This is a genomic window from Bowmanella yangjiangensis, assembly GCF_018531185.1.
GTDB classification, from domain to species: domain Bacteria; phylum Pseudomonadota; class Gammaproteobacteria; order Enterobacterales; family Alteromonadaceae; genus Bowmanella; species Bowmanella yangjiangensis.
In genome coordinates this window covers 115,724-130,188 of the sequence record NZ_JAHDJU010000002.1, presented here as the reverse complement: position 1 = coordinate 130,188, position 14,465 = coordinate 115,724, and the positions used below count along the sequence as shown (strand labels likewise).

Annotated in this window: 13 protein-coding genes; 4 read left to right on the top strand and 9 right to left on the bottom strand. The window is 49.4% G+C overall.

Annotated features, from left to right (window positions below):
* The first annotated feature begins 31 nt into the window (after positions 1 to 31).
* Both KJY73_RS10155 and KJY73_RS10150 read left to right on the top strand, forming a co-directional pair.
* On the top strand, positions 32 to 1,546 hold the full coding sequence (locus KJY73_RS10155) for a YifB family Mg chelatase-like AAA ATPase (protein ID WP_214343568.1): 1,515 nt from the start codon (positions 32 to 34) through the stop codon (positions 1,544 to 1,546).
* Between the two features lie 204 nt (positions 1,547 to 1,750).
* Complete coding sequence (locus KJY73_RS10150; RefSeq protein WP_214343566.1) at positions 1,751 to 3,637, top strand: SUMF1/EgtB/PvdO family nonheme iron enzyme; 1,887 nt, start codon at positions 1,751 to 1,753, stop codon at positions 3,635 to 3,637.
* A gap of 180 nt (positions 3,638 to 3,817) precedes the next feature.
* On the opposite strand, the gene KJY73_RS10145 is transcribed toward KJY73_RS10150, so the two are convergent.
* Both KJY73_RS10145 and ilvY read right to left on the bottom strand, forming a co-directional pair.
* Positions 3,818 to 4,657 carry an EamA family transporter gene (locus KJY73_RS10145; RefSeq protein ID WP_214344594.1) on the bottom strand — a complete coding sequence of 280 codons (840 nt, stop codon included), beginning with the start codon at positions 4,655 to 4,657 and terminating at the stop codon, positions 3,818 to 3,820.
* A 94-nt stretch (positions 4,658 to 4,751) separates the two neighbouring features.
* Positions 4,752 to 5,609, bottom strand: a complete 858-nt coding sequence (gene ilvY, locus KJY73_RS10140; RefSeq protein WP_214343556.1) for an HTH-type transcriptional activator IlvY — start codon at positions 5,607 to 5,609, stop codon at positions 4,752 to 4,754.
* Positions 5,610 to 5,757: 148 nt separating this feature from the next.
* On the opposite strand from ilvY, the gene ilvC reads away from it, so the two are divergent.
* The gene (gene ilvC / locus KJY73_RS10135) at positions 5,758 to 7,242 is read left to right on the top strand and encodes a ketol-acid reductoisomerase (protein WP_206595656.1); all 1,485 of its coding nucleotides are present in this window, start codon (positions 5,758 to 5,760) and stop codon (positions 7,240 to 7,242) included.
* A gap of 316 nt (positions 7,243 to 7,558) precedes the next feature.
* Here ilvC and KJY73_RS10130 read toward each other — a convergent pair whose 3' ends face one another.
* From KJY73_RS10130 to KJY73_RS10115, 4 genes are all read right to left on the bottom strand, one after another.
* A complete protein-coding gene (locus KJY73_RS10130) occupies positions 7,559 to 8,008 on the bottom strand; it encodes a hypothetical protein (protein WP_214343554.1) in 450 nt (149 codons plus the stop codon).
* A 241-nt stretch (positions 8,009 to 8,249) separates the two neighbouring features.
* Positions 8,250 to 9,047 (bottom strand): MOSC domain-containing protein, encoded by a 798-nt coding sequence (locus KJY73_RS10125; protein ID WP_214343552.1) that lies wholly within the window; start codon positions 9,045 to 9,047, stop codon positions 8,250 to 8,252.
* 40 nt (positions 9,048 to 9,087) lie between these two features.
* A complete protein-coding gene (locus KJY73_RS10120; protein WP_214343550.1) occupies positions 9,088 to 9,663 on the bottom strand; it encodes a hypothetical protein in 576 nt (191 codons plus the stop codon).
* Positions 9,656 to 10,123: an RNA polymerase sigma factor gene (locus KJY73_RS10115; RefSeq protein ID WP_332874213.1), complete on the bottom strand. Its 468-nt coding sequence runs from the start codon at positions 10,121 to 10,123 to the stop codon at positions 9,656 to 9,658. The genes KJY73_RS10120 and KJY73_RS10115 overlap by 8 nt, the downstream gene beginning before the upstream one ends.
* Positions 10,124 to 10,288: 165 nt before the next feature.
* Between KJY73_RS10115 and KJY73_RS10110 the strand changes: the two genes are divergently transcribed.
* The gene (locus KJY73_RS10110) at positions 10,289 to 10,567 is read left to right on the top strand and encodes a hypothetical protein (protein WP_214343548.1); all 279 of its coding nucleotides are present in this window, start codon (positions 10,289 to 10,291) and stop codon (positions 10,565 to 10,567) included.
* Between the two features lie 27 nt (positions 10,568 to 10,594).
* On the opposite strand, the gene KJY73_RS10105 is transcribed toward KJY73_RS10110, so the two are convergent.
* The 3 genes from KJY73_RS10105 to KJY73_RS10095 form a co-directional block, all read right to left on the bottom strand.
* Positions 10,595 to 11,845 carry a glutamate-5-semialdehyde dehydrogenase gene (locus KJY73_RS10105; RefSeq protein ID WP_214343546.1) on the bottom strand — a complete coding sequence of 417 codons (1,251 nt, stop codon included), beginning with the start codon at positions 11,843 to 11,845 and terminating at the stop codon, positions 10,595 to 10,597.
* A 66-nt stretch (positions 11,846 to 11,911) separates the two neighbouring features.
* Complete coding sequence (proB, locus tag KJY73_RS10100; protein ID WP_206595650.1) at positions 11,912 to 13,009, bottom strand: glutamate 5-kinase; 1,098 nt, start codon at positions 13,007 to 13,009, stop codon at positions 11,912 to 11,914.
* Positions 13,010 to 13,125: 116 nt separating this feature from the next.
* Positions 13,126 to 14,346, bottom strand: coding sequence for a sterol desaturase family protein (locus tag KJY73_RS10095; RefSeq protein WP_214343544.1), 1,221 nt, complete (start codon positions 14,344 to 14,346; stop codon positions 13,126 to 13,128).
* Positions 14,347 to 14,465 lie beyond the last annotated feature (119 nt).

The window sequence follows — 14,465 nt, the reverse complement described above, 5'->3', positions numbered from 1 at the left end:
GGCTTTGACAGGTGAAGCCAGGGAAGATCACATGTCACTAGCCATAGTTCACACGCGTGCCAGCGTCGGCATAGAAGCTCCCCCGATCAGGGTTGAAGTACATCTGGCCAATGGGCTGCCAGCCTTCAATATCGTTGGCTTGCCCGAGGCCTCTGTCAGAGAGTCCCGCGACCGGGTGCGCAGTGCATTAATCAACTCGGGCTTTGAATTCCCAGCCAGACGTATCACCGTTAATCTGGCCCCCGCCGATCTACCTAAAGAGGGAGGGCGTTTTGACCTGCCCATTGCCATTGGCATCATCGCAGCCTGCGGACAGATCCCCCTTCAAGCTTTAGAAAATCATGAGCTGGCTGGGGAGCTGGCGTTATCTGGTGAACTTGCCCCCATCAGTGGCGCTTTACCTTTCGCCTATGCCAGCCACAAAGCCAGACAAGCATTGATTATTCCTCAGCAAAACGCTGCAGAAGCGAGTTTAATTAATGGCATAACGCTATTTTCTGCACCGGCATTGCTTCAAGTTTTCCATCATTTATGCGGCCAACAAAGCTTGCTACCTTATACCGCTGCGGTTCCACAACAGGGCGACGACATACAGTTAGATATGCAGGATGTGATTGGCCAGACCATGGCCAAGCGAGCGCTGGAGATAGCCGCCGCTGGTGCACACAACCTGCTGTTTACCGGCCCACCAGGTACAGGTAAAACGATGTTAGCCAACCGGCTGGTTAACATACTTCCGCCCATGACTGATGACGAGGCTTTGGAGACCGCTACTATTCATTCCATTACTGGAAAGCCTGTAGAACCTGAGCATTGGCGTCAGCGACCATTTCGCCATCCTCACCACACGGCATCCGCCATTGCCCTGGCTGGAGGTGGCAGTATCCCCCGTCCAGGGGAAATCTCACTTGCACACAACGGTGTACTGTTTCTAGACGAGTTACCGGAATTTGACCGCAAGGTACTGGATGTATTGAGAGAACCGTTGGAGTCAGGGTATGTGTGTATATCAAGAGCCGCCCAGCAAGCCACCTTTCCAGCTAAATTTCAGTTGGTAGCGGCCATGAATCCAAGCCCAACTGGCAGTATCGAAGATAAACGCAGCACACCGGATCAGATCCTGCGTTACCTTAATCGCCTGTCTGGCCCCTTCTTGGACCGCATCGATTTACAGGTCGACGTGCCACGCCTCCCCAAAGGTAGCTTGAGCACTCCTCACCAGGAACGAGGAGAAAGCAGTAGGGTTATCCGCCAACGGGTAATCAATGCACGAACCCGACAGTTAAACAGGCGAGGTAAAACCAATGCAGAGCTGAGCAGTAAGGACATGACCATTGATTGCGCGTTGAACAATGCTGAACAACACTTTCTTGAGAATGCCTGCGAACGACTGGGCTTGTCAGTACGCAGTTACCACAGACTGTTACGCGTAGCCCGCACTATTGCTGATTTACAGGCCGAACCTCGCATAGAACGACAGCATCTGGCTGAAGCTTTGCAATTTCGTGCCTTTGACCGACTTATGGCACAATTGCTCACACAATAAGTGTCAGAGCCGACCTTGGTCTGCACTGACAGTGAATTAGCGCGGATGGCACTTGCGCTTTACTTGACAAGTCAATAGCATAGGGCCTTGTTGCGGCATTTTCGCATGTGCAAAAGACAAGCGATTTAGCATTAGCACAACGCCGTTTGATAACCATAAAAACAACAGTAGTTTGCCAGCTGGCGACCCGTTTGGAATGGAATAATGAAGCGAATAGCACACCTTGCTCTAGCGATAGCACTGGTTTATCCAGCCAGCCTGCTCGCAGCGGAAAACGCCTCCGTTGAGGAAATCCAACAGCAAATTCAAGCCAACCAAAGCGAATACGACAGCTACCATCGGACGCTGGAAGGTGAGATTGCCAAAGCCGCGCAGTTTGAGCGCGATCTGGCGTCCATGCGCACCAAAGGCAAAGAATTGGAACATAATCGTCAAGTCAAATTGAATGAAATGAACGTTCAATATGAGCGCACGATTGAAGATCCCAGCATCGATATCAACGAAGCCAGGGAAGCCTATTTGTCGGCAGTTCGCGCACATAAAGAGAACAAAGACGCCATTACTGCGCAGTACAAGGACTGGCAAAGTAAGTTGCTGGATGTCGAACAGTTGCGCCTGTCCAAACACAGCCTGCTGAACAAAATAGAAAGCCTCAAGGAAAAGCTTAACAACGCTCGTGTTGACCGTTTGTTCCGTGAATTCAACCGCCAGGATCAAGTGACAGTTAATCATGAGATAACTTGTGACCGTGACGAGACAATCGGTAAATGTTCAGAGCGCGGCAAGTTTCTGGCTAAGCAAAAAGCCTCTAAGCGATTCCTGGATCAGTTATATGACGGTCTGACCGAAGCTGCTGCAGCAAAACAACATCGCCCTTACTCAGAAGCTTATGTACTGTTGCTGCGCAGTGATGTGACCCAAGACGGCTTCAGTGGCGCAGGTAACTACGCCGTACAGATGAATGTGGAGTTAAAGGGTAACCTCAAGCGCACAGAAGGCTGCCAATTGCTTGGGCTAGACAAGCGCTATTGTGTTGCCGAGCGGACGCAACCTGAAGTCGCCAAAGTCGTTACTGTCCCTGCGGTATCTGACGGTAGTGCACCGGTTGATGAATCAGTGATGTATGAGCTGACCGTGCGTTCCAACGTCTATGATGATGAAGTCTTTATTGATGGCGTTAGCTACGGTTCTACCCGCTTACAGATTATGCTGCCCGCCGGACCACATGATTTGGAAGTGGTCAAACGCGGCTATGAGACTTTCCGCCAGAATCTGCAATTGAAAGAAAGCACCACCATTAAGGTGGAAATGAAGCGTGCCCAATTTGCCTTCAACAAAGGTGAAAAAGTTCAGGACATTCTGAACGGCGATATTCCTGGCCCGCAGTTGGTTGTGGTGCCTGCCGGTACCTTCCGCATGGGTGATATCAATGGCACAGGATTGGAAAACGAGCGTCCGGTTGAAACTAAAACCCTCAACAACTCTTTTGGTATTGGTGAATTCGAAGTCACGGTAGCCGATTTCCGCCGCTTTGTGGAAGAAACCAGTTATGTAACCGATGCAGAGAAAGAGCGAGGCTGCGCCTTCTATGAGCAAGGTTCACCGGTTTGGCAGGATCAATTGAACTGGCGCACCCCAGGTTATGCCAATACCGATAACCATCCAGTTGTATGTATCAGCCAGCGCGATGCTACCGCTTACGTAAACTGGTTAAGCGAAGCCAGCGGTAACAGATACCGTCTACCAACCGAAACCGAGTGGGAATACGCCGCCCGCGGTGGTAAAGAAAATGACTACTGGTGGGGTGATAGTGTCGGCACCGGCAATGCCAACTGCGGTTGGTGTGGCAGCCAGTGGTCAAACATCAGTGCAGCACCTGTGGCCTCCTTTGATCGCAATAGTTATGGCCTGTTTGATACCGTAGGTAACGTATGGGAATGGACGGTATCCAACACATCTAACAATGGCGCGGTAGTGCGCGGCGGTGCCTGGAACTTCGCACCTCGCCTTGCCAGGGTATCAACCCGTATGGAGCTGGACCCAAGTTTCCGCGCTAACTATATCGGTATGCGAGTAGTCAGAGAGCGCTAAGTATCTGTGCTTTAAAAAAACCGGCTTAAGCCGGTTTTTTTATGTCCAGGGATGGACGGTATGTCGATGTTGTATGGAACCTTCATCGACGATATCCAGAGATGGATGGGCTGGAAATGAAATGTCACTAGTCTGCGCAGCAAGCCAGGCTCTGCCCAGCCGCTAGTGCACAGTCGGCACTCAGCTCCATACCACGCACACTGCTGCGACCACAATTAGCAGCAGCCCAAGTTTATCGGCGTTTGCGAGCTTCTCTCGAAATAACCAGGCAGAGATCATCAGACTAAACAGCACTTCAACTTGCCCCAGGGTTTTAACCAGGGCAACTGACTCTAAACTCATGGCGGTGAACCAGCCAATTGAGCCAAGGCAACTGCAAAAACTAATCAGCAGGGTCAATCTGGGCCTATGCCATAAGGCTTTCAAGGTGGCCGCATCTTTAACCAGCAACCAGCCGACCATTAGTACCGATTGCAGCAAGATCACCAGCAGCAGCACCCAGGCAGCACCATGGGGAAAAGGCAGCCCGAGGGCTAAACTGGCCTCTCTAACCCAAAGTGACGTTAACGCAAAAGCAAGGCCACTCCCCAGCCCTAACCCTAAGGTTTGCCAGGACCATCCCTGCGATGCACGCAGACCGCTTAGCAGGAACACGGCCAGTGCGCCCAGCAGCACGCCCAGCCAGCCAAGCCAATCCAGGGACACCGCAAAAAACGCCACACCCAGGGCCGCCGCAAGAATAGCTTCGCTTTTGGCCAGCCCAACGCCGATGGCATAATTGCGTAATTGGAACAAACGCACCATCAGTGCCGTTGCCAGGATTTGCATCAATGCTGCGCCCAGAATGTACCAGGCAAAAGCGACATTCGGCTCGGGCAGTGCCACCGGTCTCCACCAGTAAAGACCCAAAAGATAGAGGGCGGCCAGTGGGCTGGCATACAGAAAGCGCGCTAAGGTTACGCCGCTGGCAGCCACGTCATGACTGAGCTGCTTTTGAAATGCGTTACGCCAGGCCTGCATAAAGGCAGCCAGTAATGTAAAAGGGATCCAAAGCACTGCAATTTACCGCTGACCAAAAAGAGGCCAGATAATAACAGTCAATTCTGATTGTGCCTTAAATTTGTTCCAGCAATGCCTTAATCAGCGGCTCACTAGCCCTTTCTTTGAGGCAACACAACCCCAGTTTGAAGGGCTCTATATCACCAAGAGGAATAATGCCGATTTTATCCGCAAGAATAGACTGCTCAACAACAGGACGGGGCACTATACCGATACCGCATCCCAGCGCCACCATGCTCACTATCGCCTCATGCCCGCCTACGGTGGCATACACATTGGGGCGAATGCCGTGTTCTGTGAGCCAATGATGCACAATACGCTTAGACGGGCCGGAATCAGGTAGCACCATGGATACCGTGCGCCAGTCGACTTGTTCAACCTGGGTAAGGCGCATAGACGCGGGGCAAATCATCACCAAGGGCAGAGTATCCAGATGATGAAAAGCCAGCTCCGGGGGGAAATCTGGTGCATCGACGGCAATGGCCATATCCGCTTTGTCTGTCAGTACTTTGTCGGTAGAGACGCCAGGATCACCCGTGGTCAGTTTAATTTCTACCTGAGGGTACAAATGCCTGAATCGCTCCAGCAATGCCGGCAAATGGCTGTAGCTGGCAGTCACCGAGCAAAACAAACTCAGTTCACCCGCAATTTCCTGCCGGTGTTGTTGTATTTCGCTTTTAACTTGCTGCCAAGCGGTCAATGTCTGCTGGCTAAAATCCAGCAGGCGGCTGCCTGCGGCGGTAAGTTTGACCTTACGATTGTCTCGGACAAATAACGGCGCACCACACTCCTCCTCCAAGCGCTGTATGGCCCGGCTTAACGTAGATGGACTGACATACAAGGCTTCCGCTGTTTTACCAAAATGCAGACTAGTGGCTAAGTGTTGGAACTGTTGCAGGCTACGAATATCCATGTTTATTGCAAAATATGAAACACACTCTTGCAAATATATCATTTTATTCAACATTGGCTATGACCTATTCTCTATTCAACACAAGTACGTCACTGTCTTGTAAGAAGAAGTTTATTGGTCGCCCGATAGGGAGACCACGGAGAAAGTTATGGCAAATTATTTTAATTCCCTGAATTTAAGACAGCAGTTGGATCAACTGGGTCAATGCCGTTTTATGGATCGCCAGGAATTCGCCAATGGCTGCGATTTCCTTAAAGGTAAAAAGATTGTCATCGTGGGCTGTGGTGCCCAAGGCCTGAACCAAGGCCTGAATATGCGTGACTCCGGTCTGGATGTGGCTTATGCCCTGCGCCAGTCGGCTATTGATGAAAAACGTGATTCTTATCAGCGTGCAACCTCCAATGGTTTTGAGGTTGGCACTTACCAACAGCTGATTCCTGGTGCAGATCTGGTTTATAACCTGACTCCAGACAAGCAGCATGCCAGCGTTATCGAAGCGGTTATGCCGCTGATGAAGCAAGGCGCTGCACTGTCTTACTCGCATGGCTTCAACATTGTTGAAGAAGGTCAGCAGATTCGTAGCGATATCACTGTTGTCATGTGCGCCCCTAAGTGCCCGGGTACTGAAGTACGTGAGGAATACAAGCGTGGTTTCGGTGTACCTACCCTTATCGCCGTGCACCCTGAGAATGACCCGCAAGGTTTGGGCTTAGACATTGCAAAAGCCCTGGCGTCCGCCACAGGCGGTGATCGTGCCGGTGTATTACATTCGTCTTTTGTTGCCGAAGTAAAATCTGACCTGATGGGTGAACAAACCATCCTGTGTGGTATGCAACAAAGTGCTGCCATCCTGGGCTATGAAAAGATGGTTGCCGATGGGGAAGACCCGGCCTATGCCGCTGCACTTATCCAATTTGGTTTAGAAGCCATCACCGAAGCACTGAAGATTGGCGGTGTGACTAACATGATGGACAGGCTGTCCAACCCTGCCAAGATTGAGGCTTTCGAGTTATCCGAACAACTGAAAGACCTGCTGCGTCCGCTGTTTGAAAAGCACCAGGACGACATCCTCAGCGGTGAGTTCTCACGCACTATGATGCAGGATTGGGCCAACGGCGATGCCAACCTGCTGAAATGGCGCGAAGAAACTGGCCGTAGCGGTTTTGAGCAAGCGCCTGTTTATCAAGGCAAGATCGACGAGCAGGAATTCTTCGACAAAGGTATTTTCCTGGTCGCCATGATCAAATCTGGCGTTGAGTTGGCATTTGAGGTGATGGTGGAGTCCGGCATGCTGCCTGAGTCAGCTTACTACGAGTCTCTGCATGAAACGCCGTTGATTGCCAATACCATTGCCCGTAAGCGCTTGTATGAAATGAATGTGGTTATCTCAGATACCGCAGAATACGGTAACTACCTGTTTGCCAACGCCGCCATTCCGTTGCTGGCTGACAAGCTGATGCCCAGCTTAAGCGCTGAATTACTAGGTAAAGGTTTATCCAACCAATCTAACAGTGTGGACAACAAAACACTGGTTGCCGTTAACCAGGCTATCAGAGACCACCATGTTGAATTGGTAGGTGAAGAGCTACGCGGCTACATGACTGATATGAAGGCCATTGTAGCAGCAAACTAAATTCTCCAGTTTCTGTCGTTAGGTGCTAACCAAGCCCTTTGCCCGGTCAATTTGGCCGGGCTTTTTTATTCCATGAGCTGGCAGTTATCCAAAGAATACTAATTTCTCTATTCCTTAATCTGGAGCTTAACTCTGCTTAGCCATGGATTTGGCCGCAAAGCGCATTGAATCAGGCATTCGTAGCAATGAGAAAGAAGTCAGGCCACTCAATCTGCCATTGAGATCTTGCATTCACACTTCAACAAACGGCCAACTAAAAACATCACCCAGCGCTTGCTAGGTGACGTTTAATAAATTTCAATCACTGTTTCACTTATTACTTCAACTTGATTTCCCTGAGCCTATAGTCACCTGTGATCTGGCGAACCTCTGGATAGGTTTTCGCAATTTTACGGCTGTTTTTATTGCGTTCTTCTCCCCATTTTTTCATAAACTCCTCGTAACGCTTCTTCGATGGTTCCAGATCCATTCCAGATTTAAAGCTAACCACTAGCATCAGGTTAAAATCACCGCTTTGCGGTAACTCACTGCTATAGATATGGAAATCTTCAAGGTGACCAAGAGATTTAGCCACAATGTTTGCCGCTACCCAGGTGTCCCGTAAACCTTCGAGGTAGTAGTCGAGCATATTGGCGTCTACTTTTACGGTGGTCACCAGCGTAACCTGCTCGCTGATATCGTAATCTTTATAGACTTCGACTTGGGCCGATGCCTGGGCAGACAAAGCCAACAGGCCAATGCCAGCAATGACGTTGAGAGTTTTCATAATAAGTTGCCTTGTTGTTTGACAAATAGAGGGTGCCCATTCGTCCCTTGCAAGGCTGAAACTAAATACCGGTAGCATGATGAGCAGGAGTGCACAGGTAGTCTTAGCTGAGAGTAAGGCGCTCAGCAAATACGTCTGGGTTTGTGAGAAGTTAACGGGGTGTCAACCAATCTTGACGAGCATTCCGCCTGTCGCCCAAACGTATTGCTCGCCATCTTAATAGCCTAAGCGTATCTGCGTACTAGCGCTCGGCCAGCACCTCAACCGGCATAGACAAGTCCAAACGCCCTTCATTCAATGCAATCAGATTCATACCGAAGTTAATTTTTCCTGACTCATCTTTGCGAAAGGTACCAAGAGTCTTTAACGGTTCTTGATCTGCCAGAAACTCGCCGGTACGGGGATCTCTGGTGATAAACACGCAGCGACTACAAGGTGAGTCGACCTTAAACTCTACCTCGCCAATACGGATTTTTTGCCAACCGTCTTCAGCAAAAGGCAAGGTATCCTCAACCACCAAATTAGGCCTAAACTGTGCCATCTGATGGACAATAGGCGAGCGACGGTTAAGTTCCTGCAACGACGCCTGAGAGATCAATAACAGCGGAAAACCATCGGCAAAACTCACATCTACACCGGCTTTCTCGCTGAATCTAGGGGTGTGTTCTCCACAGTAGAGTAACTGGCATTCACGCCCCAGCAGGATGCTAAACCAACGATTAGCCGCTTCTGTAGTGGCAAAACCATCGAACTGGTCTTTCCATACATGCGTGGACACGGGCACCATAGCGCAGTCAGCATAGCGGATATAAAGTGCAGGCATGTCGGGGTGGCAAACCATCAGTCCATCTCGACGCAGCAGAGCAGAAACTTGCACTAACTTTGGCAAGGCACGCCCGGTTAACATGCGCCCCTTACTGTCCGCTAACATAAAGCGACGATCGAAGCTCAGACCAGGCCCTTCAACCCAGGTATGGGAAAGAGCGATACCCTGAGTAGATTTTATCGGGTAGATATAAATGTCGGTTAACCTGGCCATACGTCTGTGACTCCTTTTATTTACGCCCAACAGCCCTAAATCAAAGTGAACTCTGTTCGATACTGTCCAACCACTCAAGCTGTTGCTGCGCTTTCTTTAGTATCCTTATGGTCCACCACCACCCAAGCGCACAAACACCACCCACCCAAGCAAAAACGCGCAACAAACGCATCTGGAAGGCTTCCCAAGGCGGTTGCTCTTGATACCAGGTTGCCAATAGCAACACTGCGACACTGATCAGCATGATCACCAGCCCCCATTGAGTAAATCTGGCCAACCGAATGTTATTCAGATTCTGTTGCCGCAACGTTTGCAGGTGTTCATGCAGATTGTCCCGACTTCGAAACAGCGACAAGCGCCTTAACCAGGTATTCCAGGCTGCCGCTGCAAAAGTGAAAACAAAGATGGCAACCATCCAAATCTGCACGAGCTCTTTCTTGGGCAAAAAATACAGGATAACTACTGCCACAAAGACAACCGACAGCCAGTCCAGCACAACATAAATCCATTGTTTGAATCGCTCTTTTCGCCATTTGGCCTTTAGCTCGGCCAAATCGGGCAAGTCAACCTGCTGACTTTGCCAGTTCTGTAGCAAAGGATCGCGATTATCACTCATGATTCAACTCCTTACTCAGAGTCTGACGGGCTCTATTTAAGATCATTCCCGCGTTCGCGGCGCTAATACCACAGACCTCTGCTATGTCCTGGTAGCTCAAGCCTTCCATAAACAATGTCACCACTTGCCGGCTTTGCAAGGGCAGCTTACGCACAGCAATCAACAATGCTTGTTGTTGATTCTGACGAACCATTTTGTCCTCTGGGGCAGTTCGCTCATCAGGCAGACTTTGCACACAGATATCTTCCCGGCCTTTATGTCGCATTTGGCTGGCTACATGACTAACACTGCGGTTGTGGGCAATTCTGAGCACATAGGTTTTCTCGCTGCTCTGCCCTCGAAAGCCAACCATCGCCTGCCAAACCGCCAGGTAGATCTCTTGCAGCAATTCTTTGCGTAGCTCACTGTTGGCTTCGTAACTAGACGCTACCCGGCTTAACAACGGACCGTAAAGTTGAATGAGTTTTTCGAAGTCCAGAGTCTGTTCCGGTGGCGTAAAAATGGAAGGGCGCCAGTATTACGCAATGAAACAGAATAGAAAAGTGCAGAAATAGTTTGTTATAAAAATCATCAATGAGATGACTAGCAATCAGACGACCTTGGATTCATCAAAAGGAACCTGATCATGACAACAATTCTGTTTATTTTGCTTTTTGTTGGTTTACTGGCGGCCAGCCTGTTCGGTTACTGGCTGGATCATCGTAATGGCTGGAATTTAATGGCTTGGCTAAGCGGTGAGGCATCTTCCCCCTTTGCAGCCAAAGGAACAAAACAGCAGCGTTGCGCAGACAAGGAAAAAGACGAAAAAATTCAGCAGTTGCAGGAGCGTATACAAATACTGGAGCGCATTGTCACTGAACCTGCCTATGAGCTGAATCAAGAGCTATATAAGCTCAAAAGATAAGAACTGGAGGGCTTAGCCCTCCTGCTATTACTGGCGAATGTGTCCGTCACCCAATACCACAAATTTTTCGGTGGTCAGGGACTCTACCCCCATAGGGCCATAGGCATGCAGCTTGCTGGTTGAAATACCAATCTCGGCGCCCAGCCCCAACTCACCACCATCGGAGAAACGCGACGAGGCGTTGGCCATCACCACCGCAGAGTTTACATCGCGAATAAATCGCTGTGCAGTGGAGTAATCCTGGGTGGCGATCACTTCGGTATGACCAGAGCTATGCGCTTCCAGATGCTCAATAGCTTGGGCATAGTCTTCCACTACTCGCACTGCGATTTCCAGTGCCAGGTATTCTGTATCCCAGTCATCATCCGTAGCTGGCTCAGCCTCATGGAAATAGCCCATGCTCTTTTCACAGGCATGCACACGCACCTTGCGCTCATTGAACATGGCCGCGGCCATAGGCAGAAAGCTTGGCGCAATATCTTTATGTACCAGCAAAGTTTCCAGTGCATTACACACACCAGTGCGCTGGGTTTTACCATTGGTCAGCAATCCTAAGGCCTTAACTTCGTCGGCATCCTTATCCACATAGAGGTGACAAACCCCTTTAAAATGCTGGATCACAGGTATGCGGCTGTTTTCCGATACAAATCGAATCAGGCCCTCTCCACCACGTGGGATCACAAGGTCAATAAACTGATTCAGTGTCAGCAGCTCATTCATAATGGCCCGATCGGGATCTGGGATCACTACCACGGCATTCGCATCTACACCATGTGTACTCAATGCCTGATGAATACATTCGGCCAACGCTAAATTAGAATGCAGCGCTTCTTTACCACCACGCAGTACCACGGCATTACCAGCTTTAAAACAAAGCGCAGCGGCGTCTATAGTCACATTTGGACGAGACTCGTAGATCATGGCTATCACACCCAGTGGGATACGCATTTTGCCTACATCAATACCACTTGGCATGCGACGGATATCGCGAATGCTACCGATAGGATCATCTTGCGCTGCGATTTGTCGAACGGCCTCAGCAATGTTTGCCAATGACTTTTCATTTAAAGCCAACCTGTCCAACATGGCATCTGTCAAACCAGCCTCTTTACCTGAAGCTAAATCTTGTTGGTTAGCCGTCAATATTTGTTCAGACATACTGACCAGATTATCGGCAATACTATGTAATACGGCATTCTTTTGCTGCGCCGATAACTTGGCCAGCTGACGTGACGCCATTCTGGCTTTCTGCGCCATGTCTCGAATGGAAAAACTCATGATGTCTCCTGTTTAACCGGCCCAGCGGGACAGCCGAGCGGTTCGATTCTATTGCAATTCCGGGATTTAAAGCAGTGCCAAATCGTCGCGGTGCACTACAGCTTCACCTGACGAATAACCGATAACACTCTCAAAATCATCACTATGCATGCCTTTAATCGCGTTTAGGTCTGCAGCGCTGTATAGCGTGACGCCTTTGGCAAAAGGGCGGCCCTGATGACAAATTTCTACCGCCTCACCCGGCATAAAATCACCTTCAACTTTGGCGATACCAACAGGCAGTAAAGATGCCCCGGATTTAATTAGCGCCTCTCTGGCACCGTGGTCGACATCTATCCGACCGGTCGCAATCAGCGTGTGCTTGAGCCATTGTGCTTTGGCAGAATCTGGCGTTTTGGTTGGCACAAACCTGGTTCCGGGAATACGACCATCCAATAAGGCATCAAACACTTCTCCCTTACCGCCATTAACGATAAGTGTCTGAATTCCACTCTCAGAGCATTTATCAGCCGCCTCAATCTTGGTTCGCATGCCCCCTGTACCGACTTTGCTTCCTGGACCACCAGCAAGCCCATAGATAGTGCCATCGATCTGCTCTACATGGGGAATCAACCGTGCATTAGGATTAAGTCTGGGGTCGGCGTCGTAAAGCCCGTCGATATCCGAGCAGATAATCAAGGTATCGGCTTCGGCAACCATAGCGGTGTAGGCAGCCAAATTATCATTGTCGCCAACTTTCAGTACATCCACCGCAACAGTATCGTTTTCATTAACTATGGGTAACACATTGTTGTTCAGCAATTCACGCAAGGTATTTTTGATATTGAGATACCTGGCCCGATCATGAAAGTCATCGTAAGTGAGTAACACTTGGGCACAGGGAAAATCAAAAAAACGTGACCAGTTTGCCATCATTTGCGTTTGCCCAATGGCTGCCATAGCCTGCTTTTCAGCAATGGAAGGGTGGGCATTGTGGGCAATGGCACTGCGTCCTGCAGCCACGCTGCCTGATGACACAATAACAACTTGTTTGCCCTGCTCGCGGCTTTCGGTAATAAATCTGGCGATGGCCAACAAGTACTTAGCACTGCACTGATGCCCGTCAGGTGATATCAGTGCGCTACCAACTTTGATGACAGCCCGTTGCCAGTTAAATTCAGTCATTTATCCTCCAACATTGAAATCCTTATACTAGGATACTGATGTCATTAGGATAAACAAGTTCGCTTGGTTATAAGCTAAGAGAGAGCGTAAAGCGGCAACTTTACGCCGTGACAAATTCAAGCTTTCTCAATAGCGGGCTGAGGCGCTGCCGACTTTACGGCGATCAACATGACAAGACTAATCACAGAGCCCGTAACTAAAGTGATGCTCAACCAGTGAGGTATCGAGAACACAGCGAGAGTGGCCAAAACCGATAGGTTTTTTACCAATTCCAACCAAAGCGCGAACCGTCTCTGCTCCATCAAGGCACCAACACTGAAAGTCGAAAACAACACAAACAGCATGATTCCCCATTGTTGCCACAAAGTTATTTCATTACCGCGCAGCATAAGCATAAGCGCAATAAGAATAGTTAATCCGTGCTGCAGCAGACTATACAGCTTTGTGGCAGTACCAATAGGCGGATCATACTTCTCAAATCGACTTAAATCTGCCTTGGGGATAGGGTACTTAGCCTCTACATCGGCCGGCCGCCAGCCAGTTCGTTTGAACCAGATCTGCACCTTATCCTGCCAACGTGCAGCATGCCAGCAATCATGCGCCAACTGGCTGTATACATGAACATTGGCCCAAAGTGGATTCCAGCTACGCAGCGCTTTACGTATGCCAAATAGCGGAGGGTCATCCTCTAACTCTTCTTGGAATGAACCGAATAAGCGATCCCAAACAATGAAAACGCCACCATAGTTTCGATCAATGTATCGCTGATTCTGCGCGTGATGCACTCTGTGATTTGATGGGGTAACTAATATCCATTCCAGCCAGCCCAATTTGGGCACATGTCTGGTGTGCACCCAAAATTGATAGATAAGATTCAGGGAGCCAACAGCAATGAACATTTCCGGGGTTATACCCAGTACAGCCATAGGTAAATAGAATACCCAACTGAACAGACTGCTACTGCTCTGACGTAGTGCCGTAGTCAGGTTATATTCCTCACTGGAATGATGTACCACGTGTGCGGCCCACAGCACATTCATTTCATGGCCAAGCCGATGATTCCAGTAATAGAAAAAGTCGTAAAGAACAAAGGCTAGCACACCAACCCAAAGACTATCGGGCAAGGTCAGCCAAGCTATATGCTCAAACACAAGCGCATAAATCGTAAAAGGGATCAGCTTGTAAACAACCCCGATCACCCGGCTCAAAACACCGGCACTGAGGCTATTTATGGCATCATTAACGCGATAATAATCTGTGTGGCGTACCCGTTCAGCGACAAGCTCAATGGCAATAAGTAAAAAAAAGAACGGAATAGCCAGCAATACATAACTCATTTAGCGCTCCGCACACGGCAGTATGTTAAAACTTGGTTAAAAACATCTTGTCAGACCAGTCTATCCCCGCTTGTTTATGCTGTCCAGCAGGCCAAAGCCTCCGACCTTAACGTTTTAAA